The organism is Acidovorax sp. FG42, from assembly GCF_057809195.1.
In genome coordinates this window covers 88,747-111,542 of record NZ_JBMDJM010000019.1, presented here as the reverse complement: position 1 = coordinate 111,542, position 22,796 = coordinate 88,747, and the positions used below count along the sequence as shown (strand labels likewise).

Sequence of the window (22,796 nt, the reverse complement as noted above, 5' to 3'; positions counted from 1 at the left end):
GGCGAGGGCAGGGGCGCTGCAAACGGCAGGCGCCTGCCATTGTGCGCCGCCGCTTCCCGCTTTGAAAATATCCCAGGTGGGGTCAGAACCGCCGCATGCCCAGCCCGTCCAGCGACACCTCGGGTTCACGCTGCGCGATCAGGTCGGCCAGTGCCCGGGCACTGCCGCAAGCCAGGGCCCAGCCGCCAGCGCCGTGGCCGGTGTTGAGCCACAGACCCGGCACGCCGCTGGCGCCCAGAACCGGCGCCCCATCTGGCAGCATGGTGCGCGCGCCGCGCCAGATCTGCAGGTTGGATGACAGCTGGGCGCCACCGGGGAACCAGTCGTTCAGCGTGCGGTACAGACGCTGCAACGTGGGGGTGTGGTGCTCGGCCTCGGCCCCCGCCAGTTCGGCGCCGCCGGCAATGCGCACGCGCTGGCCCAGGCGGGTGATGGAGATTTGCTGGCCCGCATCGACCACGCTGGCGCGCGGGGCGTGGGTGGATTCGCGCAGCGGGGCGCTCACGGAGTAGCCATAGACGGCTGCCATGGGCAGGCCCAGGCCCAGTGCGGGCAGCAGCGTGGCCGATGCCATGCCCGCGCACAGCACCACGGCATCAAAGCGGCGCAGGTCTGTTTCGCCCTGCAGCACCACGCCGGTGGGGCTGGTGCCGACGCGGTCCACCCGGGTGTTGAACACAAACTGCACGCCCGCACCCTGGATGCCCTGGCGCAGCAGCTGCGCGAACAGGCGGCAGTTGCCCGTGCGCGCATCGGGCAGGTGGATGGCGCCCGCCAGCGGCGCCTCGGGCGACAGGCCGGGTTCGATCTGGCGCGCCGCATCGGCGTCGATCTCGCGCAGGGCCACGCCACTGTCGCGCAGCACTTGCAGCGCGGGCTGCAGGCGGGCGCGGTCTTCTTCGGTGCGCAGCAGCACCAGGCGGCCGTCGCTGGCTTCAAAGTCCAGCTCGTGCTGGCTGGCAATGGCCTGCAGGCGCGCCTGACTGTATTGCGCCAGGCGCTCGACAGCGGCGGTCGGGGCGCTGTTGCTGCGCGCCGTGCTGCGCCAGCGCCGCAGCCAGGCCCAGTTGGCACGGGTCAGGCCGCCTGCCACGCGCAGGGTGGCCTGTGCGCCCATCAGCCGCAGCGGCTGGCCGAAGCCCGGCAGCGCCCAGGGGCTGAGCAGGTGGGGCGCCAGGAGCCCGGCGGTGGCAAAGCTGGCCTCCTCGGCGGCCGCGCTGCGCTGTTCAAACACCGAGACTTCATGGCCGTCGCTGGCCAGTTCGTACGCGGTGGTGACGCCGACAATGCCGGCGCCCACGATGGCAATCTTCATGAATTTGGGTGTTTTTGGCTTCAAGCGCCAGTGGATCATGCGCTAGTAGCTATTATTTTTGTAGTGTTTGCTCGATCTGCAGGCTGATGTTGAGCACCGTGTCATCCCTGAGCGCCCCGTGCCAGACCATCAGCCCGACCGGGAGTTCCCCTTGCACATGGCAGGGCAGCGACAGCGCGCAGCCATCCAGCAGGTTGACCACGCTGGTGTTGCGCAGCAGCAGGTTGTTGACGCGGAAGAACTCGGCATCGCGGGCTGCGTCCTGGGCCTTGTCCACGCCATCTGCGGGGGCGACATTGGCCAGCAGTGGCGCCACGATGGGCACGGTGGGGGAGAGCAGGGCGTCGTAGGGCTCCATGTCGGCGAGCATGCGCGCAATCCATTGCTGGCGCGCCTGCAGCAGGTCGATGTATTCCCAGGCCATCAGCGCGGCGCCTTTATCGATGCGCATGCGCACCCGGGGGTCGTAGCGGTCGCCTGCGCGCTGCAGCAGCTCGCGGTGCCATGCGTAGGCTTCGGGGGCGGAAAAGCCGTAGGCGGGCTGCTTCAGCACGGCGGGCAGGGCGATGGTGTCGATCCGGGCGCCCGCCTGGCGCAAGGCTTCCACACTGCGTTCAAAGGCGCGGGCCACGGGGGCGTCCAGCCCGTCCAGGAAGAGTGTTGATGGCATGGCCAGCCGGTATTGCGACAGCGGTGCCAGACTGCGCGTCACGCGCCGGGCGGCCAGCACCTCGTGCGCCACGATGGCGTCGCGCACGGTGCGCGTCATGGCGCAGGCGGTGTCCAGGGTGGTGGACAGCGGCACGGCGCCAGCGGTAGGCACCAGCCGGGCGGTGTTCTTGAAGCCCACGATGCCGTTGAGCGCCGCAGGAATGCGGATGGAGCCGCCGGTGTCCGACCCCAGCCCGATGAACGCCGCGCCGGTGGCCACCGACACCCCAGCGCCGGACGAAGACCCGCCGGGCACCCGGGGCGCGCCGGGCAGGGCGCCAAACCGGTTATCCCAGGCAGCGGGCGTGCCATAGTGGGGGTTGACGCCTACGCCGGAGAAGGCGAATTCCACCATGTTGGTGCGGCCTATCAGGCTGGCGCCCGCTGCGCGCAGTCGGGCTACAGCCGGGCAGTCCTCGGCGGCTGCAGGAGCGTCTGCGAGCGCGGTAGAACCCGCCGGAGTCGGTTGCCCGGCGATGTCAAACAAGTCCTTCACCGACACGGCCAGTCCGGCAAGAGGCAACTGAGTCACACCCGGCTGCACCGCCGTGGTGCGCGCTTCGTCAAACAGCGTGCGGACAAAGCTGTGGGCGTTGGAGGCAGCCTGGGCGGCGTCGATGCAGCGCTCCAGCTCGGCGGGCGCGGTGGTGGTGCCGTCCCGCAGTTGCTCACGGGTGGCGATCAGGTCAGGGAGCATGGGTGTGCTAGAATCTTTGGGTTTTGCTGGGAGCAGTAGCGCAGTGGTGCAAAGTTTGCACAACCCGCGTGGCCGCTGCGGCAAGACCAATCGCAAAGCAGCCCTGTCAAGGTGTTGCGGTGTTCGTGAGGATCACGGCACTGCAAATATTGGGGCTGATTTTAGACCTAACCTTTGGAGTATTTTTATGTCCGTTACCATGCGCGAAATGCTGGAAGCCGGTGTCCACTTCGGTCACCAAACCCGCTTCTGGAACCCCAAGATGGCCCCCTACATCTTCGGCCATCGCAACAAGATTCACATCATCAACCTGGAAAAGTCGCTGCCACTGTTCCAGGAAGCCCAAAAGTTCGCCAAGCAACTGGCTGCCAACCGCGGCACGATCCTGATGGTCGGCACGAAGCGCCAAGCCCGTGAAATCCTGGCCACCGAAGCGCAACGCGCTGGCGTGCCTTTCGTGGATCAGCGCTGGCTGGGCGGCATGCTGACGAACTTCAAGACCGTGAAGACCTCGATCAAGCGCCTGAAGGACATGAAGGCCCAGCAAGAAGCTGGCCTTGAAAACCTGAGCAAGAAGGAGCAACTGACGTTCTCCCGCGAAATCGAAAAGCTCGAAAAGGACATCGGCGGCATCCAGGACATGGCTGCTCTGCCCGACGCCATATTCATCATCGACGTGGGCTTCCACAAGATCGCCGTGGCTGAAGCCAAGAAGCTGGGCATTCCGCTGATCGGTGTGGTGGATACCAACCACTCGCCCGAAGGCATCGACTACGTGATCCCCGGCAACGACGACTCGGCCAAGGCCGTGACGCTGTACGCCCGTGGCATCGCTGACGCGATCATCGAAGGCCGCGCCAACGCCGTGAACGAAGTCGTGAAGGCCGCCGCTGGCGAGAGCTCCGACGAATTCGTGGAAGTGCAAGAAGCCGCTGCCTGATAGCCCGGCTGCGCGATCCGTCGCGAACAAAAGCGGGGCCCCTGGTGAGCCCCCTTTTTTTTAGCCCGAATCTGAACTGACTGAACTGAACACTGAAGGAATAAAGATGGCTGCAATTACCGCAAGCATGGTGGCTGAACTGCGTGGCAAGACCGATGCCCCCATGATGGAATGCAAGAAGGCGCTGACCGAAGCCGACGGCGACATGGCCAAGGCGGAAGAGCTGCTGCGCGTCAAGCTGGGCACCAAGGCTGGCAAGGCCGCATCGCGCGTCACGGCGGAAGGCGTGGTCGCCAGCTACATCGACGGCACCACGGGTGCTCTGGTTGAAGTCAACAGCGAAACCGACTTCGTTTCCAAGAACGACAGCTTCATTGCTATGGCCAACGCCGCTGCCAAGCTGGTGGCACTGCACAACCCCGCCACGGTGGAAGCCCTGGGTGCACTGCCCTACGAGCAAGACAGCTTCGGCCCCACGCTGGAAGATGTGCGCAAGGGCCTGATCGGCAAGATCGGCGAAAACATGTCGTTCCGCCGCTTCAAGCGCTTCAGCGGCTCCAACCTGGCTGCCTACCTGCACGGTTCGCGCATCGGTGTGGTCGTCGAGTTCGACGGTGACGCCACCGCCGCCAAGGACGTCGCCATGCACGTGGCCGCCATGAAGCCCGTGGCCCTGACCAGCGCCGACGTGCCTGCCGACCTGATCGCCAAGGAGCGCTCGGTGGCTGAAGGCAAGGCTGACGAAGCCAACAAGGAACTCGTGGCCGCTGGCAAGCCCGCACAAAGCGCCGAAATCACGGCCAAGCGCATCGACGGCGCTGTGCAGAAGTACCTCAAGGAAGTCTCGCTGGCCGACCAGGTCTTCGTGAAGGCTGCCGACGGCAAGCAAACCGTGGCCCAGATGCTCAAGGCCGCCAACACCAACGTGAAGGGCTTCACCCTGTACGTGGTGGGCGAAGGCATTGAGAAGAAGGTCGACGACTTCGCTGCTGAAGTGGCTGCCCAGGTGGCTGCCGCCAAGGCCGCTGCCTGATCGTTCCCTGCAGTAACCACCCCACCCAAGCCTCGCACCACTTACCGGAGAAATTTCCCATGTCCCACGCCGCACCAGCCCACAAGCGCATTCTGCTCAAGCTGTCTGGTGAGGCGCTGATGGGGGATGACTCCTTCGGTATCAACCGCGCCACCATCGTGCGCATGGTCGAGGAGATAGCCGAAGTGACCCGCCTGGGTGTCCAGGTGGCCGTGGTGATCGGTGGGGGCAATATCTTCCGTGGCGTCGCCGGGGGCTCGGTCGGTATGGACCGTGCCACTGCCGACTACATGGGCATGCTGGCCACCGTGATGAACGCCCTGGCCTTGGCCGATGCCATGGACAAGCAGGGCCTGGTGGCCCGCGTGATGTCCGCCATCGCCATCGAGCAGGTGGTTGAGCCCTATGTGCGCCCCAAGGCCTTGCAATACCTCGAAGAGGGCAAGGTCGTTGTGTTTGCCGCAGGCACGGGCAATCCCTTTTTCACCACGGACACCGCCGCAGCGTTGCGCGGTGCGGAGATCGGGGCCGAGCTGGTGCTCAAGGCCACCAAGGTGGACGGCGTTTATACTGCCGACCCCCAGAAGGATCCCACCGCCACGCGCTACACCAAGCTGAGTTTTGACGAGGCCATGTCCCGCAACCTGGGCATCATGGATGCGACCGCTTTTGCCTTGTGCCGCGACCAGAAGCTGCCGGTGAAGGTGTTCTCGATCATCAAGCATGGCGCCCTGAAGCGCGTGGTGATGGGCGAGGACGAGGGTACGCTGGTTTACGCTTGATCACGATGGATGGACCTGCACGGGATGCAGGTCGGCCCCAGGAGAAAACATGACGATTGCCGACATCAAGAAAACCGCTGAAACCAAGATGGACCAGTCCATCACAGCGTTCAAGAACAACCTGCAGAAGATCCGCACGGGCCGTGCCAACCCCGCACTGCTCGATACGGTGCAAGTGGAGTACTACGGCTCCATGGTGCCTCTGAGCCAGGTGGCCAACGTGGCACTGATCGACTCGCGCACCATCAGTGTGCAGCCCTGGGAAAAGGGCATGGGCGCCAAGATTGAAAAGGCCATCCGCGAAAGCGACCTGGGTTTGAACCCGGCCTCCATGGGCGACCTGATCCGCGTGCCCATGCCCCCGATGAGCGAAGAGCGCCGCAAGGAAATGACCAAGCTCGCTCGCAACGAGGGCGAGAGCGCCAAGATCGCCGTGCGCAACCTGCGCCGCGATGCCAACGAGTCCGTCAAGAAACTGGTCAAGGACAAGCTCGCGTCCGAAGATGATCAGAAGCGCGCCGAGACCGACGTGCAAAAGTTCACCGACAAGCACATCGCTGAGATCGATGCGCTGGTGGCCGCCAAAGAGCAGGAAATCATGGCGGTTTGAGCCCCCAGGGCTTGAACATTTCCATGTCTGCATCTCCGGTGGTGCCACACCACATTGCCATCGTCATGGATGGCAACGGCCGCTGGGCCACGCGCCGTTTTTTGCCGCGCCTGGCGGGCCATAAGCAAGGGGTTGACTCACTGCGCCGCTGCGCACGCGCTTGCGTGCAGCGCGGCGTGCGTGTGCTCACCGTTTTTGCGTTCTCCTCTGAAAACTGGAATCGCCCTGCCGATGAGGTCTCCGGCCTCATGGAGCTGCTGGCGACTGCCTTGGCGCGCGAGGTGCCCCAGCTCAAGAAGGACGGTGTGCGCCTTCATTTTGTGGGCGAGCGGGACAGCCTTTCGCCCAAGGTGCGAGACGGTCTGGGTCAGGCCGAAGCGGCCACGGCGGACAACACACGCCTGGTGCTCAACGTCTGCTTCAACTACGGAGGCCGTTGGGACATCGCCCAGGCGGCTGCGTCGCTGGCTGCGCGGGGTGAGCCCATCACCGAGGCCAGTCTGCACAGCGCGATGGGCCTCGCCCATGTGCCAGATCCCGATCTGGTGATCCGTACGGGGGGAGAAATGCGGATCAGCAACTTTTTGCTCTGGCAGTCGGCATACTCCGAGTTCTTCTTCAGCGACCGGTTGTGGCCCGATTTTGATGAGTCCGCCCTGGACGAAGCCATCGACGCCTTCAGCCGCCGCGAGCGCCGTTTTGGCAAAACCTCTGAACAGATTCTGTCCGCGCATCCTGATCCGATGCCGGGTTGAGAACCTGAACAGGTTCTGAAAGCCCCCATGCTTCAACAGCGCGTCATCACCGCCTTGGTTCTGCTGGCCATTTTGCTGCCGGCGCTTTTCTACGCCAACACCATCCCGTTCACGCTGGTGGTGTTGGTTTTGATGGCTGCCGGTGCCTGGGAATGGGGGCGTCTGAGCGGTTTTGGCCAGGCGGGCTCCGTGGCCGTGGGTGTGGCCTGTGTGGCCTTGTGCGCCGGGTCGTGGGCGCTGGGCTGGGTGGATCGTCCGTTGACAGCCCTCTGGGTGGTGGGCGGCGGGCTGTGGGTTCTGGCGGCTGCCTGGCTGCTCAAGGCCGGAGTGCCTGGCTGGCCCCGCATACCAGCCGGTGTGCGTCTGGTGGCTGGCGTGCTCGCCTTGTGGCTCGCGTGGCTGGCTGTGGTGCAGGCCCGCAATGTGGGCATCAACTTTTTGCTGTCGGTGCTGTTGCTGGTGTGGGTGGCCGACATCTTTGCCTACTTTGCGGGGCGTGCATTTGGGTTGCGGTTTACCAAGGGCAAGCTGGCGCCCTCGATCAGTCCCGGCAAGAGCTGGGAAGGTGTGTGGGGCGGCCTGGCAGGGGTGATGGTGATGGCCTTCGTCTGGGTGGCGGCGGATGCCCACTGGCAGGCGGCGGTGCCCAGTTTTTACAGCCGCATGGCGCAGCAGGGCTGGTGGTTGCTGGTGATTGCGGCGTTGTTCATGGTGGCCATGAGCGTGTCGGGTGACCTGGTGGAGTCGCTCATCAAGCGCAGCGCCGGAGTCAAGGACAGCAGTGGCCTGTTGCCTGGGCACGGCGGCGTGCTCGACCGCGTGGATGCCTTGTTGCCCACACTGCCCCTGGCCATGATGCTCACAAGCCTGACAACCCTATGAAGAAACAACGACTCACCGTTCTCGGTTCCACCGGCTCCATCGGGACCAGCACACTGGATGTGGTGGCGCGCCACCCTGAGCGCTTCGAGGTGTTTGCCCTGAGTGCGGCGACGCAAGTGGACCTTTTGCTGGCGCAGTGCGCGCAGTTTCGCCCGCGTTATGCGGTGATGGCCAGCGCCCCGCATGCGGCTGCCTTGGCTGAAAAATTGCAGGCAAATGGCCTTCCAACGCAAGTCATTCAATCGCAAGATGCTCTTGAAATAGTAGCGTCACACGACGATGTGGATGCTGTGATGGCTGCCATCGTGGGGGCGGCCGGTCTTGCTCCCTGTCTGGCTGCGGCGCGTGCGGGCAAGCGATTGTTGCTGGCCAACAAGGAGGCCCTGGTGGTGGGGGGCGGGCTGTTCATGCAGACTGTGCGCGACGGTGGCGCCACGTTGCTGCCCATTGACAGCGAACACTCCGCCATCTTTCAGTGCCTGCCAGAAGACCCTGCCACCTGGTCTGACCGCGTGGACAGCATCCTGCTCACGGCTTCGGGTGGTCCGTTTCGCCAGCGGGATCCGTCCACACTGTCGCAGATCACCCCTGATCAAGCCTGTGCGCATCCCAACTTCTCGATGGGACGCAAGATTTCCGTGGATTCGGCCACGATGATGAACAAGGCGCTGGAGGTTATCGAGGCCCGCTGGCTGTTTGACCTGCACCCAGACCAAATCAAGGTGGTCATCCACCCGCAGCAGATCATCCACTCCATGGTGCAGTTCAAGGATGCCTCCATCCTGGCGCAGCTGGGGACCCCTGACATGCGTGTGCCGATTGCCTGCGGCCTGTCCTGGCCCGAGCGCATCACCAGCGGCGCCAGCAAGCTGGATTTCTCGACCCTGAGCGCCCTCGCGTTTGAAGACGCGGACGCCGTTCGCTTTCCTGGCCTGCATCTGTCCTGGCAGGCGCTGAAGGCGGCCGAGGGAACAACGGCCGTGCTGAATGCGGCCAACGAGGTGGCTGTGGGCGCGTTTTTGTCCGGACGGCTGCGTTTTGACCATATTCACGCGGTCAACCTTGCAACTTTGGACGCCGTTTCGCCCTCCAAGCCCGATTCGCTGGCTGCATTGCTGGATCTGGACACTCAGGCCCGCCATGCGGCAGAACATGTGGCGGGCCGTCTGGCTGCCTGATTGCCGTCCCGTTCAGGAACTCTCCATCCATGCTGCTCACCATCGCTGCCTTCATTGTGGCCCTCGGTCTGTTGATTGCGGTGCACGAATATGGGCACTACCGCGTGGCGGTGGCCTGTGGGGTCAAGGTGCTGCGGTTTTCGGTAGGCTTTGGCAAGCCGTTGCTGCGCTGGCAGCCGCAAGGGTCTCCCACGGAGTTCGTGATCGGTGCGTTTCCCCTGGGGGGCTATGTGCGCATGCTGGACGAGCGGGAAGCGCCTGTCGCCGCAGAGGAGCGACATCTGGCCTTCAACACCCAGCCCCTGCGCTCGCGTGCAGCCATCGTTGCCGCGGGGCCCATCGCCAATTTGTTGCTGGCCGTGCTGCTGTATTCGGTGGTGAACTGGAACGGGGTGGAAGAACCCCGGGCCATTCTGGCAAGCCCGGTCGCGGGTTCGGTGGCGCAAAGTGCCGGCTTGCGGGGCGGTGAACTGGTAGAGCGCGCCGCATTGGGGGCAGAAGACCTGGAGCCGGTGCGTTCGTTTGAAGACCTGCGGTGGCTGCTGACCCGTGGTGCACTCGAGGGACTGAATGTTCGCCTTGACGTGCAGTCCGCCCAGGGCACGGGCCACCGCGAGGTGGTCCTCGACATGTCCCGCATCGACAGCCGTGAGGCCGATGCCCAGCTGTTCCGCAAGGTCGGCATCCTGGGGCCCTGGACGCGCCCCGTGCTCGGCGAGGTCATGGCGCAAAGCGCTGCCGAGCGTTCTGGCCTGCGCTCCGGCGATCTGGTACTCAAGGTGGGCCAGACCGATGTGGTGGACGGCCAGCAGCTGCGCGAGCTGATCCGGCAGTCGGTGCGCGGCAATGAGCCGGTAGCGCAGCCGTGGCGCGTGGAGCGCGGCGGTCAGGTGATCATGCTGGATGTGTTGCCTGATGCCGTGATCGAACCCGGCAATACGGTAGGGCGTATTGGTGCCTACGTAGGGGCTGCCCCGGAGTTCGTGACGGTGGACTACGGTTTGGTCGATGGCCTGTGGGGCGGAGTGGTGAAGACCTGGGATGTATCGTTGCTCACCTTGCGCATGATGGGGCGCATGGTGATCGGCGAGGCGTCCCTCAAGAACCTGAGTGGCCCCTTGACCATCGCTGACTATGCAGGCCGCTCAGCCAGCATGGGGCTGACGCAATACCTCATTTTTCTAGCCCTGATCAGTGTGAGTCTGGGGGTGCTGAACCTGCTGCCGCTGCCTGTCTTGGACGGTGGGCACCTGATGTATTATCTTTGGGAGGGTGTCACGGGCAGGGGCGTGTCGGACGCATGGATGGAGCGGCTGCAGCGTGGAGGCGTTGCAGTCCTGCTGGTCATGATGTCCATAGCCCTGTTCAACGATATCACCCGGCTCTTTGGCTAACACTTTTGCCGCGCTTGCCCTGCAACTGCGGCTCCCGCTTCATTCATGAAAAAACACATCAATCGCCTGGGCGTGCGTACTGCATCGGCCGTTGCAGCCATGATTTTTGTCGCCAATGCGGCATGGGCTCTGGAGCCATTCAAGGTGCAGGACATTCGCGTGGAAGGCTTGCAGCGTGTGGAGCCCGGCACCGTGTTTGCATCCATGCCCCTGCGCGTCGGTGACGACTACAACGACGAAAAAGGCGCTGCGGCGATCCGTGCGTTGTTCGGTCTGGGACTCTTCAAGGATGTGCGCCTGGAGGCCAGCGGCAATGTGCTGGTGGTGGTGGTCGAAGAGCGCCCCACCGTCGCTGACGTGGACTTTGCCGGTGCCCGCGAATTCGACAAAGATGCCCTCAAAAAGGCCATGCGTGAAGTGGGCCTGACAGAAGGCCGCCCGTATGACAAGGCGCTCACCGACCGCGCTGAACAAGAGCTCAAGCGCCAGTACATCAACAAAAGCCTGTATGGCGCCGAGGTGGTGACCACGGTCACGCCCATCGAGCGCAACCGGGTGAACCTGACCTTCACGATCACGGAAGGCGAGCCTGCACGCATCAAGGAAGTGCGCATCGTCGGCAACAAGGCGTTCAGCGAATCCACGCTCAAGGGCCTGTTCGACCAGGACACGGGGGGCTGGCTGAGCTGGTACACCAAGTCTGATCGCTACTCCCGCACCAAGCTCAATGCCGACCTTGAAACCCTGCGCTCGTATTACCTGCAACGCGGCTACCTGGAGTTCCGTGTGGACTCGACGCAAGTCGCCATCTCGCCGGACAAGCAGGACATCTCCATCACCGTCAACGTGACGGAGGGTGAGCGGTATGTGGTATCGGGTGTCAAACTCGAAGGCAACTACCTGGACCGTGAGGACGAGTTCAAGTCACTGGTGACCATTCGCCCCGGTGAGCCCTACAACGCGGACCAGGTGACCGAAACCACCAAGGCGTTTTCCGAGTACTTTGCTCGCTTTGGTTTTGCATTTGCCCGCGTAGAGGCTGTGCCCGAAATTGATCGTGAGAACAATCGCGTCAATTTTGTGCTGCAAGCCGAACCAGCACGCCGCGCCTATGTGCGCCGTATCAACGTCAGTGGCAACAACCGCACGCGTGACGAAGTCATTCGCCGTGAGTTCCGCCAATACGAGGCCTCCTGGTACGACGGCGACAAGATCCGCCTGTCCCGAGACCGCGTGGATCGTCTGGGCTTCTTCACGGAAGTGAACGTGGAAACCCAGGAAGTGCCCGGCTCGCCCGACCAGGTCGATCTGGTGATCAACGTGGCTGAAAAGCCCACCGGCTCGCTGCAACTGGGCGTGGGTTTCTCCAGTGCCGAAAAGGCGTCGCTCTCGTTCGGTATCAAGCAGGAAAACATCTTTGGCTCGGGCAACTACCTGGGCATCGACGTCAATACCAGCAAGTACCGCCGCACGCTGGTGTTTAGCACCACCAACCCGTACTTCACGCCAGAAGGCATCTCGCGCACGCTCGATGTGTACTACCGCACTGACAAGCCTTACGAAGACCAAGGCGGCAACTACCAGCTGGTTACCACTGGGACCTCGGTGCGTTTTGGCGTGCCTTTCAGCGAGACCGACACGGTGTTCTTTGGCGGCGGGCTGGAGCAGACCCGCATCAAGCCCGGCACGAACATTCCGGCCACCTACCTGTTCTATGCCGACAAGTTTGGCTACAGCAGCACGTCGATTCCATTGACCGTGGGCTGGTCCCGCGACGATCGGGACAGCGCTCTGGCGCCCAACTCCGGCCGCTACCAGCGCCTCAATTCCGAATGGTCTGTGGCGGGCGATGCACGCTATGTGCGGGCCAACTACCAGTACCAACAGTACATCCCGCTCAACAAGCGCTTCACCATTGCCTTCAATGGCGAGGCCGGTTACGGCAAGGGCTTGAACGGCCGCCCATTCCCTGTCTTCAAGAACTTCTACTCGGGCGGTCTGGGCTCGGTGCGTGGTTTCGACCAGGGCACCCTCGGCCCGCGTGATGTGACTGGTGCTTCCCTGGGCGGTCCCAAGAAGATCACACTGAACACCGAGCTGATTGCTCCGTTCCCGGGTGCTGGCAATGACCGGACCCTGCGTGTGTTCACGTTCCTGGACGTGGGCAATGTGTACGGCGAAAACGACAAAGTTACCTTCAGTGACATGCGTGCCTCCGTGGGCTTGGGTCTGAGCTGGATTTCGCCACTTGGCCCCTTGCGTTTGGCGTTTGCGCAGCCGGTGCGCAAGTTCGCCGGCGATAGAATCCAGAAACTGCAATTCCAGATTGGAACGTCTTTCTAATGAAATCCTTTTCTCGCCATCTCTCCGTGGCCTTGCTGCTGGGCGCCGTCGCCATCGCAGCCCCTGCACAAGCGCAAGAGTTCAAAGCCGGTTTCGTCAACACCGATCGCATCTTCCGGGAAGCCACCACAGCCAAGGCTGCGCAGGCCAAGCTGGAGCAGGAGTTCTCCCGCCGCGAGAAAGAACTGGTGGACATGGGCAATACCCTGAAGACCGCCAGCGACAAGTTTGAACGTGAAGCGCCCACCATGGCCGAGAGCCAGCGTACCGCGCGCCAACGCCAACTGGTGGATCAGGACCGCGACTTCCAGCGCAAGCGCCGTGAATTCCAGGAAGACCTGAGCGCCCGCAAGAACGAAGAGCTGTCGCAAGTGCTGGAGCGCGCCAACAAGGTGGTCAAGCAGGTGGCTGAGGCCGAGAAGTACGATGTGATCCTGCAAGAGGCCGTCTATATCAATCCCAAGCACGACATCACCGACAAGGTGATCAAGGCCCTGAATGCCGCTGCTGCAACCAAGTAAGCCGCTGCGCAGGACAGGTGGCGCGTGAGCAGCTTGCTTCTCGGGCACATCGTTGATGCGCTCGGTGGTTCGCTGGAAGGGGGAGCGCGGGAAACCGCCATCGCCCGCATCGCGCCACTGGAGGTTGCAGGCCCGGGAGACCTCAGTTTTCTGAGCAACCCGCGCTACCAACAGCAACTGGCCGCCTCCCGGGCGGCCTGTGTCATTGTGGCGCCTGCCATGCGTGATGCCGCACTGGCGCGCGGCGCATGCATCGTGGCCGACAACCCGTATGTGTACTTTGCCCGCGCCACCCAGTTGTGGCGCCAGTGCAATGCGCCCGCGCGGCCATCGGGTGTTCACCCCAGTGCAGTGGTCGATCCCACGGCGCAGGTGCACCCCTCGGCCACCATCGGCCCGCTGTGCGTGGTCGAGCGCGGGGCAAGCATCGGTGCGGACACTGTGCTCAAGTCCCGCGTCACCGTGGGCGAGGACTGTCATGTCGGTGCGCGTTGTATCGTCCACGCGGGCGTGGTCATCGGGGCCGATGGTTTTGGTTTTGCGCCGGAGAACGGGCAATGGGTCAAGATCGAGCAACTCGGTGCCGTGCGCATCGGAGACGATGTCGAGATCGGGGCCAATACCTGCATTGACCGGGGTGCGCTGCAAGACACGGTGATCGAAGACGGCGTGAAGCTCGACAACCTGATCCAGATCGGCCACAACGTACGCATCGGCAAGCACTCGGCCATGGCCGGGTGCGTGGGTGTCGCGGGCAGTGCCACCATCGGGGCACATTGCACTGTGGGCGGTGGCGCCATCGTGTTGGGGCACCTGGAACTGGCCGACAACGTGCACATCTCGGCCGCGACGGTGGTCACCCGCTCTCTCACCCGGCCTGGCCAGTACACCGGCATGTTCCCCATCGACGACAATGCGCGCTGGGAAAAAAACGCTGCCACACTCAAACAATTGCACAGCCTGCGCGAGCGCATCAAGGCGCTGGAGCTGGCCCTCAAGGCAGCATGAACGGAAGAACAACTCGATGATGGATATTCACGCAATTCTCAAACAACTGCCCCACCGCTACCCGTTTTTGCTGGTGGACAAGGTGATCGAGTTGGAGAGCAACACCCGCATCAAGGCCATCAAGAACGTCACGTTCAACGAGCCCTACTTCATGGGGCATTTCCCCGGCCGTCCGGTGATGCCGGGTGTGTTGATCCTGGAGGCATTGGCCCAGGCCGCCGGTTTGCTGGCCTTTGACGCCATGGGCAAGGTGCCCGATGAGAACAACATCTACTACTTTGTCGGTATCGATGGCGCGCGTTTCAAGCGCCCCGTGGAGCCCGGCGACCAGCTGGTCCTGACCATCACCATCGACCGCGTGCGCGGCGGCATCTGGAAGTTCAAGGGCGTGGCCAGCGTGGGCGAAGAGGTGGCTTGCGAGGCCGAACTCATGTGCACCATGCGCGCTGTGGGTTGACCGGTTCAGACCTGTTGGATCGTGAGCAATATCCACCCCACCGCCCTTGTTGCGGACGGTGCCCGCCTGGACCCTACGGTCACGGTTGGGCCATACACAGTCATTGGCGAACACGTGACCATTGGTGCGGGCACCAAGGTCGGCGCGCACTGCGTGATCGATGGGCACACCACGATTGGTGCTGACAACCGCATCTTCCAGTTCAACTCCATCGGCGCCATCCCGCAGGACAAGAAGTACGCGGGCGAGCCTACCGAACTGGTCATCGGCGACCGCAACACCATCCGCGAGTTCTGCACACTGAACCTGGGAGTGCCCCAGGCTGGTGGCATCACCACCGTGGGCCATGACAACTGGATCATGGCGTACACCCACATCGCCCACGATTGCCATGTGGGCAACCACACCACACTGGCCAACAACACCACGTTGGCAGGTCATGTGCACCTGGGCGATTGGGTGACGGTGGGCGGGCTCACCGGCATTCACCAGTTCGTCAAGATTGGTGCCCACGCGATGGTGGGCTTTGCCAGCGCCGTGTCGCAAGACGTGCCACCTTTCATGCTGGTGGATGGCAACCCCTTGGCCGTGCGCGGCTACAACGTGGTGGGGCTGCGCCGCCGTGGCTTTTCGGCCGAGCGCATTGCGGCAGTCAAGCAGATGCACAAGCTGATTTACCGCCAGGGCCTCACGCTGGAGGCCGCTCGCGCCGCGATTGCAGAGTTGGCGCAGTCCGCGCCGCAGGCCAGCGAGGATGCCGCGATGATGGAGCGGTTCCTGGCCGACGCCACGCGCGGCATCGCACGCTGAGGGCTGGCGATGGCAGATTTCCCCCGCGTCGCCATGGTGGCGGGCGAGACGTCGGGCGACTTGCTGGCGGGCTTGCTGATCGACGGCATGCAGGCGCATTGGCCGGGGCTGCAATCCAGCGGCATCGGTGGGCCGCAGATGGCGCGCCGTGGCTTTGCTGCCTGGTGGCCCAGCGACAAACTGGCGGTACACGGCTACAGCATGGAGGTGCTGCGTCGGCTGCGCGAGTTGCTGCGCATCCGCAAGCAACTGCGCGAACGCCTGCTCAAAGATCGCCCCGATGTATTCATCGGCGTGGATGCGCCGGATTTCAACCTGGGCCTGGAGGCCGATTTGCGCGCTGCCGGCATCAAGACCGTGCATTTCGTGTGTCCGTCCATCTGGGCCTGGCGTGCAGACCGCATTGAAAAGATCCGCCGCAGCGCGGACCATGTGCTCTGCATCTTCCCGTTCGAGCCAGAACTGCTCGCGCAGCACGGCATAGCCGCCACCTACGTGGGCCACCCGCTGGCGGGCGTGATTCCCATGGTGCCGGACCGTACGGCCGCGCGCGCTCAGCTGGGCCTGAGGGATGAGGACGAAGTTCTGGCCATCCTGCCGGGGAGCCGCTCCTCCGAGATCCAGTACATCGCGCGGCCCTTCTTTGAGGCGGCAGCGCTGGTGCTTAAAGCGCGACCAGCTATTAAATTGATAGTTCCTGCAGTGCCTGCACTGCGTGACCGCATCGAGCAGGTGGCGCGCGCCTGTGGTCTGGGTGATGCCCTGCAGATCACCACAGGCCAGTCGCACACGGTGCTTGCAGCCTGTGATGCCACCTTGATCGCCAGCGGCACCGCGACGCTGGAGGCCGCGCTGTTCAAGCGGCCCATGGTCATCGGTTACCACATGCACCCCCTGAGCTGGTGGCTCATGCGCCGCAAGCAGCTGCAGCCCTGGGTGGGCCTGCCCAACATCTTGTGCCGCGAGTTTGTGGTGCCCGAGCTGATCCAGGACGCCGCCACGCCCCATGCCCTCTGCGCAGCCACGTTGGACTGGCTGGATGCAAAGCGCCAAGATCCCCCAAAAATTGCGGCCCTGGAGCAGCGCTTTACGGCGCTGCACGAGAGCCTGCTGCGCAACACTCCCCAACTGGCTGCCGATGCGATCCAGAAAATCCTCGCTCCCGCAGCCTGAGCAGGCCTGCCTGCCCTGGCATCCGCCCGGCCTGGTGGCTGGCGTGGACGAGGCCGGCCGTGGTCCCCTGGCCGGGCCCGTGGTGGCAGCGGCTGTGATCCTGGACGACCTGCACCCGATTGCGGGCTTGGCCGACTCCAAGAAACTCACGGCCGCGCGGCGTGAAAAGCTTTACGACGAGATCCGCGCCAAGGCCCTGTGCTGCAGCATTGCCGAGGCCAGTGTCGAAGAGATCGACCAGCTCAACATCCTGCAGGCCACGCTGCTGGCCATGCGCCGTGCCGTCATGGGGCTGCGGCTCAAACCGGCGATGGTGCTGGTGGACGGCAACCGGCTGCCCGTGCTGGATGTTCCGGCGGAGGCCATCGTCAAGGGCGATGCGCTGGTGCCGGCTATCTCGGCGGCCTCCATCCTCGCCAAGGTCCACCGCGACCGCTGGTGTGCGCAGGTGCATGACGAGTTTCCCCAATACGGCTTTGCCGGACACAAGGGATACGGCACCGCCGTGCACATGGCTGCCTTGCGCGAGCACGGTGCCTGCATTCACCACCGGCGCTCGTTTGCACCAGTGGCCCAAAACCTGCGCGCCGGATCCTGACCGGGCGCTGAAAACTAGCCATGACCTCCTCGTCCGTCACCGCCATCCATTCCCGCGATAACGCCTTCGTCAAGGATTTGCGCCGTTTGGCGCAGGACACGACGGCGTACCGCAAGCAGGGCCGTGTCTGGCTGGAGGGAGACCATCTGTGCCGCGCCGCGCTGGCGCGGGGGCTGCGGGCATCGGTGGCAGTGTTTTCTGAGTCTTTTTGGCTGCAGGCGCAGGTGGAATATGCCCAGGCTGCTACAAAATTCATAGTTCTTGCGGATGCACTGTTTGCAGACGTGAGCGGGCTGGAGTCGCCCGCCGCGATGGGCTTCATCCTGGATCTGCCTGCACCGGCGTCACTCCGGCCCGATGCCGCCACCGTGGTGCTGGACAGGGTGCAGGACGCGGGCAATGTGGGTTCCATCCTGCGCAGCGCCTCGGCGTTCGGGTTCCGCCAGGTGGCCGCCATCAAGGGAAGTGCCGCGCTGTGGTCGCCCAAGGTCTTGCGGGCTGGCATGGGGGCGCATTTCGCGCTGGACCTGATCGAGGGGCTGGCGCTGGATGATCTTGCCGCGCTGCAGGTGCCGCTGCTGGTCACCAGCTCGCATGCGGGTGACTTCCTGCACCGCGCCGCCTTGCCCTGGCCCTGCGCCTGGGTGATGGGCCACGAAGGGCAGGGCGTCAGCCCGGCTCTGGAAGGTAGGGCTTCTTTGCGCATCCGCATCGCCCAGCCCGGCGGCGAGGAGTCGCTGAACGTGGCGGCGGCTGCGGCCATCTGCCTGCACGCGAGCGGAGCAGGGCGCTGACGCTGTCTGCGCCCGCATCGGTGCTGTGGGCGTCCAAGGCGAGCTTGGGGCTCGCAGGTCATAGACGCTGGTATCAGGGTTATGCAAGGCGTGCATTGCGGAGGTGTCAGCGACGGAGGGTATAATCGGGAGCTTTTCTCGCAACAGCGTCGCCCGACCGCACCCAAAGCAACAACCCATCTGAGAGCAGCCATTGGCACCATCGCGCTTCGAGTGTGCGAGTGGTCTGCAGGCGCCGGGCGACCGTAACCATCCGGAGAACCCAGTGCTTTTGTCTCTCAAGGGAAACTTCCCGCCCGCCATCCTGGCGCTCGCAGACGGCACGGTCTTTATCGGTAACTCGATCGGTGCCACTGGCACCACGGTCGGTGAAGTGGTGTTCAACACCGCCATCACCGGCTACCAGGAAATCCTCACCGACCCCAGCTACTGCCAGCAGATCGTCACCCTGACGTATCCGCACATCGGCAATTACGGCGTCAATGCGGAAGACATCGAAGCCGACAAGGTCCATGCTGCAGGCCTGATCATCAAAGACCTGCCCCTTCTGGCCAGCAACTTCCGATCCACCGAAACGCTTTCGCAGTACCTCGTGCGCGAAAAGACGGTGGCCATTGCCAACATCGACACCCGCAAACTCACCCGCCTGCTGCGCGACAAGGGTGCGCAGAACGGCGCCATCCTGGGCCTGGCGGCTGGTGAGGCTGTGACGCAGGCGCGCATCGACGAAGCCCTGGCGGCTGCCAAGGCCGCGCCCAGCATGAAGGGCCTGGACCTCGCCCAGGTGGTGACCACCCCTGCGACCTACACCTGGGACCAGACCGAGTGGAAGCTGGGCGAAGGCTATGGCACACAGGCTGCGCCGCGCTTCCATGTCGTGGCGTACGACTTTGGCGTCAAGAAAAACATCCTGCGCATGCTGGCCGAGCGTGGCTGCAAGCTCACCGTGGTGCCCGCCAAGACGCCCGCGGCCGACGTGCTGGCCATGAAGCCGGATGGTGTGTTCCTGTCCAACGGCCCTGGTGACCCAGAGCCCTGCGACTACGCCATCGAAGCCACCCGCCAGATCGTTGACGCAGGTGTGCCCACCTTCGGCATCTGTCTGGGCCACCAGATCATGGCACTGGCCAGCGGCGCCAAGACCTTCAAGATGGACAACAGCCACCATGGTGCCAACCACCCGGTGAAGGACCTGGACAACGGCCGCGTGAGCATCACCAGCCAGAACCACGGCTTTGCCGTGGACATGGCCTCGCTGCCCGCCACGCTGCGCCCCACGCACATCAGCCTGTTCGACGGCACGCTGCAAGGGCTGGAGCGCACCGACAAGCCTGCGTTCTGCTTCCAGGGCCACCCCGAGGCATCGCCCGGCCCGCACGACATCGCCTACCTGTTTGACCGCTTCACCGCGCTGATGGAGAAGAAATAATGCCAAAGCGCACAGACCTCAAATCGATCCTCATCATTGGCGCCGGCCCGATCATCATCGGCCAGGCCTGCGAGTTCGACTACTCCGGCGTGCAAGCCTGCAAGGCCCTGCGTGAAGAAGGCTACAAGGTCATCCTGATCAACAGCAACCCTGCGACGATCATGACCGACCCGGCCACCGCCGACGTCACCTACATCGAGCCCATCACCTGGCAGACGGTCGAGAAGATCATTGCCAAGGAACGCCCCGACGCCATCCTGCCCACCATGGGCGGCCAGACTGCGCTGAACTGCGCGCTGGACCTGTGGCGCAACGGCGTGCTCGACAAGTACAAGGTCGAGCTGATCGGCGCCACGCCCGAAGCCATCGACAAGGCCGAAGACCGCCTGAAGTTCAAGGACGCCATGACCAAGATCGGTCTGGGCTCCGCGCGCTCGGGCATCGCCCACAGCATGGACGAAGCCTGGGCGGTGCAAAAGAGCGTGGGCTTCCCCACGGTGATCCGTCCTAGCTTCACGCTGGGCGGCACGGGCGGCGGCATTGCCTACAACCCCGAAGAGTTCGAGACCATCTGCAAGCGCGGCCTGGAAGCCTCGCCCACCAACGAGCTGCTGATTGAAGAGTCGCTGCTCGGCTGGAAGGAATACGAGATGGAAGTGGTCCGCGACAAGGCGGACAACTGCATCATCATCTGCTCGATCGAGAACCTGGACCCCATGGGCGTGCACACAGGGGACTCGATCACGGTGGCCCCCGCGCAGACGCTGACCGATAAGGAATACCAGATCATGCGCAACGCGTCGCTCGCGGTGCTGCGCGAGATCGGCGTGGACACGGGCGGCTCGAACGTGCAGTTCTCGGTCAACCCGAAGGACGGCCGCATGATCGTCATCGAGATGAACCCGCGCGTGTCGCGTTCGTCGGCGCTGGCCTCCAAGGCCACGGGCTTCCCGATTGCCAAGGTCGCGGCCAAGCTGGCCGTGGGCTATACGCTCGATGAGCTCAAGAACGAAATCACCGGCGGCGCCACGCCTGCCTCGTTCGAGCCTTCGATCGACTACGTGGTCACCAAGATCCCACGTTTTGCGTTCGAGAAATTCCCGACGGCCGACAGCCGCCTGACCACCCAGATGAAGTCTGTGGGCGAGGTCATGGCCATGGGGCGCACCTTCCAGGAGTCCTTCCAGAAAGCCCTGCGCGGTCTGGAAGTGGGCGTGGACGGCATGAACGAAAAGACCCAGGACCGCGAAGTGCTCGAAAAGGAACTGGGCGAGCCCGGTCCCGAGCGCATCTGGTACGTGGGCGACGCGTTTGCCATGGGCCTGTCGGTGGACGAGGTGTACGACCTTACCAAGATCGACAAGTGGTTCCTGGTGCAGATCGAAGAGATCGTGAAAATCGAACTCGAACTCGACCAGCTCGCCGCCGACAAGGGTGATGCGGCATTGGCTACGCTGGATGCCGACACGCTGCGCACGCTCAAGAAGAAGGGCTTCTCCGACCGCCGCCTGGCCAAGCTGCTCAAGACCACCGAGAAATCGGTGCGCGAGGCACGCCGCGCGCTGAATGTTCGCCCCGTGTACAAGCGCGTGGACACCTGCGCTGCCGAGTTCGCCACCAACACGGCCTACATGTATTCGACCTACGAGGAAGAGTGCGAAGCTGCGCCGACGGACAAGAAAAAGATCATGGTGCTGGGCGGTGGCCCGAACCGCATCGGCCAGGGCATCGAGTTCGACTACTGCTGCGTGCATGCCGCACTCGCCATGCGCGAGGATGGCTACGAAACCATCATGGTCAACTGCAACCCTGAAACGGTTTCTACCGACTATGACACGTCCGACCGCCTGTACTTCGAGCCGCTGACGCTCGAAGATGTGCTCGAGATCGTGGACAAGGAAAAGCCACACGGTGTGATCGTGCAGTACGGCGGCCAGACGCCGCTCAAGCTTGCACTGGGCCTGGAAGCCGAGGGCGTGCCGATCATCGGCACCAGCCCCGACATGATCGACGCGGCCGAAGACCGCGAGCGTTTCCAGAAGCTGCTGGGCGATCTGGGCCTGCGCCAGCCGCCCAATGCCACCGCACGTACCGAAGCCGAGGCCCTGGAAAAGGCCGCCACGCTGGGTTACCCCCTGGTGGTGCGCCCCAGCTACGTGTTGGGCGGCCGTGCGATGGAAATCGTCCACGAACAGCGTGACCTGGAGCGCTACATGCGCGAGGCCGTCAAGGTGAGCAACGACTCGCCCGTGCTGCTGGACCGCTTCCTGAACGACGCCATCGAGTGCGATGTGGACTGTCTGCGCGACCCCGAGGGCAAGACCTTCATCGGTGGCGTGATGGAACATATCGAGCAAGCCGGTGTGCATTCGGGTGACTCGGCCTGCTCGCTGCCGCCTTACTACCTCAAGCAAGCCACGGTGGACGAGCTCAAGCGCCAGTCGGCTGCCATGGCTGAAGGCCTGAACGTGGTGGGCCTGATGAACGTGCAGTTTGCCATTCAGGAAGTGGATGGCAAGGACGTGATCTACGTGCTGGAAGTGAACCCCCGCGCCTCGCGCACGGTGCCGTTTGTCTCCAAGGCCACCGGCATCCAGCTGGCCAAGGTCGCAGCGCGCTGCATGGCGGGTCAGTCGCTTGCTTCGCAGGGCATCACCAAGGAAGTGACACCGCCTTACTTCAGCGTGAAGGAAGCCGTGTTCCCCTTCGTCAAGTTCCCCGGCGTGGACACCATCCTCGGCCCCGAGATGAAGTCCACCGGCGAGGTGATGGGCGTGGGCAAGACCTTTGGGGAAGCGTTCGTGAAGAGCCAGCTGGGCGCGGGCACCAAGCTGCCGACGTCGGGCAAGGTGTTCCTCACCGTGAAGAACAACGACAAGCCCCGTGCGGTGGACATTGCCCGCCAGCTGGTGGCGCTCGGCTTCGACCTGGTGGCGACCAAGGGCACCGCTGCGGCCATCGCCGAGGCGGGCGTCCCTGTGGTGGTAGTTAACAAGGTCACGGAAGGCCGTCCGCACATCGTGGACATGATCAAGAACAACGAGATTGTCATGGTCATCAACACGGTGGAAGAACGCCGTAACGCGATTGCCGATTCGCGTGCGATTCGTACCTCGTCGCTGCTGGCCCGCGTGACCACTTTCACCACCATCTTTGGTGCGGAGGCGGCCGTGGAAGGCATGAAGTACCTGGACAAGCTCGACGTGTATTCCGTGCAGGAACTGCACGCTCAGCTGGCGGCCTGACCGGGTTTTTGCGGTGGCTTTGGCCGCCGCAAACACGGCATAATCGCCACTGAACCAACACCGCCGCGCGGCAACGTGCGGCGGTTTCCTTTTGTAGATGTGCCACGTGCACCCCCCGATG

20 protein-coding genes are annotated in these 22,796 nt (G+C 63.8%); 18 read left to right on the top strand and 2 right to left on the bottom strand.

Features of this window, described 5'->3' with window-relative positions; genetic code table 11:
• Positions 1 to 82 precede the first annotated feature (82 nt).
• Both ACODSM_RS18545 and ACODSM_RS18540 read right to left on the bottom strand, forming a co-directional pair.
• Positions 83 to 1,315, bottom strand: coding sequence for an FAD-dependent oxidoreductase (locus tag ACODSM_RS18545; protein WP_488806487.1), 1,233 nt, complete (start codon positions 1,313 to 1,315; stop codon positions 83 to 85).
• Positions 1,316 to 1,367: 52 nt separating this feature from the next.
• Entirely contained in the window at positions 1,368 to 2,723 is a 1,356-nt protein-coding gene (locus ACODSM_RS18540; RefSeq protein WP_488806486.1) for an amidase, read from the bottom strand.
• A gap of 187 nt (positions 2,724 to 2,910) precedes the next feature.
• On the opposite strand from ACODSM_RS18540, the gene rpsB reads away from it, so the two are divergent.
• The 18 genes from rpsB to carB all read left to right on the top strand — a co-directional run bounded on the left by rpsB (position 2,911) and on the right by carB (position 22,675).
• On the top strand, positions 2,911 to 3,663 hold the full coding sequence (gene rpsB, locus ACODSM_RS18535) for a 30S ribosomal protein S2 (protein ID WP_488806485.1): 753 nt from the start codon (positions 2,911 to 2,913) through the stop codon (positions 3,661 to 3,663).
• A gap of 106 nt (positions 3,664 to 3,769) precedes the next feature.
• Complete coding sequence (gene tsf / locus ACODSM_RS18530) at positions 3,770 to 4,696, top strand: translation elongation factor Ts (RefSeq protein WP_015013552.1); 927 nt, start codon at positions 3,770 to 3,772, stop codon at positions 4,694 to 4,696.
• Positions 4,697 to 4,755: 59 nt separating this feature from the next.
• Positions 4,756 to 5,478: a UMP kinase gene (gene pyrH / locus ACODSM_RS18525; protein ID WP_015013553.1), complete on the top strand. Its 723-nt coding sequence runs from the start codon at positions 4,756 to 4,758 to the stop codon at positions 5,476 to 5,478.
• 49 nt (positions 5,479 to 5,527) lie between these two features.
• A complete protein-coding gene (frr, locus tag ACODSM_RS18520) occupies positions 5,528 to 6,088 on the top strand; it encodes a ribosome recycling factor (RefSeq protein ID WP_015013554.1) in 561 nt (186 codons plus the stop codon).
• A 23-nt stretch (positions 6,089 to 6,111) separates the two neighbouring features.
• Entirely contained in the window at positions 6,112 to 6,843 is a 732-nt protein-coding gene (gene uppS, locus ACODSM_RS18515) for a polyprenyl diphosphate synthase (protein ID WP_488806484.1), read from the top strand.
• Between the two features lie 27 nt (positions 6,844 to 6,870).
• Complete coding sequence (locus tag ACODSM_RS18510) at positions 6,871 to 7,725, top strand: phosphatidate cytidylyltransferase (protein WP_488806483.1); 855 nt, start codon at positions 6,871 to 6,873, stop codon at positions 7,723 to 7,725.
• The gene (gene ispC, locus ACODSM_RS18505) at positions 7,722 to 8,903 is read left to right on the top strand and encodes a 1-deoxy-D-xylulose-5-phosphate reductoisomerase (protein ID WP_488806482.1); all 1,182 of its coding nucleotides are present in this window, start codon (positions 7,722 to 7,724) and stop codon (positions 8,901 to 8,903) included. The genes ACODSM_RS18510 and ispC overlap by 4 nt, the downstream gene beginning before the upstream one ends.
• Positions 8,904 to 8,932: 29 nt before the next feature.
• Positions 8,933 to 10,297, top strand: coding sequence for an RIP metalloprotease RseP (rseP, locus tag ACODSM_RS18500; RefSeq protein WP_488806481.1), 1,365 nt, complete (start codon positions 8,933 to 8,935; stop codon positions 10,295 to 10,297).
• A gap of 45 nt (positions 10,298 to 10,342) precedes the next feature.
• The gene (bamA, locus tag ACODSM_RS18495) at positions 10,343 to 12,640 is read left to right on the top strand and encodes an outer membrane protein assembly factor BamA (protein WP_015013559.1); all 2,298 of its coding nucleotides are present in this window, start codon (positions 10,343 to 10,345) and stop codon (positions 12,638 to 12,640) included.
• Positions 12,640 to 13,161, top strand: coding sequence for an OmpH/Skp family outer membrane protein (locus tag ACODSM_RS18490; RefSeq protein ID WP_015013560.1), 522 nt, complete (start codon positions 12,640 to 12,642; stop codon positions 13,159 to 13,161). The genes bamA and ACODSM_RS18490 overlap by 1 nt, the downstream gene beginning before the upstream one ends.
• Before the next feature lie 24 nt (positions 13,162 to 13,185).
• Positions 13,186 to 14,169, top strand: a complete 984-nt coding sequence (gene lpxD, locus ACODSM_RS18485) for a UDP-3-O-(3-hydroxymyristoyl)glucosamine N-acyltransferase (protein ID WP_488806480.1) — start codon at positions 13,186 to 13,188, stop codon at positions 14,167 to 14,169.
• A gap of 16 nt (positions 14,170 to 14,185) precedes the next feature.
• A complete protein-coding gene (gene fabZ, locus ACODSM_RS18480) occupies positions 14,186 to 14,626 on the top strand; it encodes a 3-hydroxyacyl-ACP dehydratase FabZ (RefSeq protein ID WP_015013562.1) in 441 nt (146 codons plus the stop codon).
• A 21-nt stretch (positions 14,627 to 14,647) separates the two neighbouring features.
• Positions 14,648 to 15,436, top strand: a complete 789-nt coding sequence (gene lpxA / locus ACODSM_RS18475; RefSeq protein ID WP_488806479.1) for an acyl-ACP--UDP-N-acetylglucosamine O-acyltransferase — start codon at positions 14,648 to 14,650, stop codon at positions 15,434 to 15,436.
• Positions 15,437 to 15,445: 9 nt separating this feature from the next.
• Positions 15,446 to 16,609: a lipid-A-disaccharide synthase gene (lpxB, locus tag ACODSM_RS18470; protein WP_488806478.1), complete on the top strand. Its 1,164-nt coding sequence runs from the start codon at positions 15,446 to 15,448 to the stop codon at positions 16,607 to 16,609.
• Positions 16,575 to 17,207 (top strand): ribonuclease HII, encoded by a 633-nt coding sequence (gene rnhB, locus ACODSM_RS18465; RefSeq protein ID WP_295943471.1) that lies wholly within the window; start codon positions 16,575 to 16,577, stop codon positions 17,205 to 17,207. The genes lpxB and rnhB overlap by 35 nt, the downstream gene beginning before the upstream one ends.
• Positions 17,208 to 17,227: 20 nt before the next feature.
• Entirely contained in the window at positions 17,228 to 18,001 is a 774-nt protein-coding gene (locus ACODSM_RS18460; RefSeq protein ID WP_291445748.1) for a TrmH family RNA methyltransferase, read from the top strand.
• Positions 18,002 to 18,266: 265 nt separating this feature from the next.
• Positions 18,267 to 19,430 carry a glutamine-hydrolyzing carbamoyl-phosphate synthase small subunit gene (carA, locus tag ACODSM_RS18455; protein WP_056067215.1) on the top strand — a complete coding sequence of 388 codons (1,164 nt, stop codon included), beginning with the start codon at positions 18,267 to 18,269 and terminating at the stop codon, positions 19,428 to 19,430.
• The gene (gene carB / locus ACODSM_RS18450) at positions 19,430 to 22,675 is read left to right on the top strand and encodes a carbamoyl-phosphate synthase large subunit (protein WP_488806477.1); all 3,246 of its coding nucleotides are present in this window, start codon (positions 19,430 to 19,432) and stop codon (positions 22,673 to 22,675) included. The genes carA and carB overlap by 1 nt, the downstream gene beginning before the upstream one ends.
• Positions 22,676 to 22,796 lie beyond the last annotated feature (121 nt).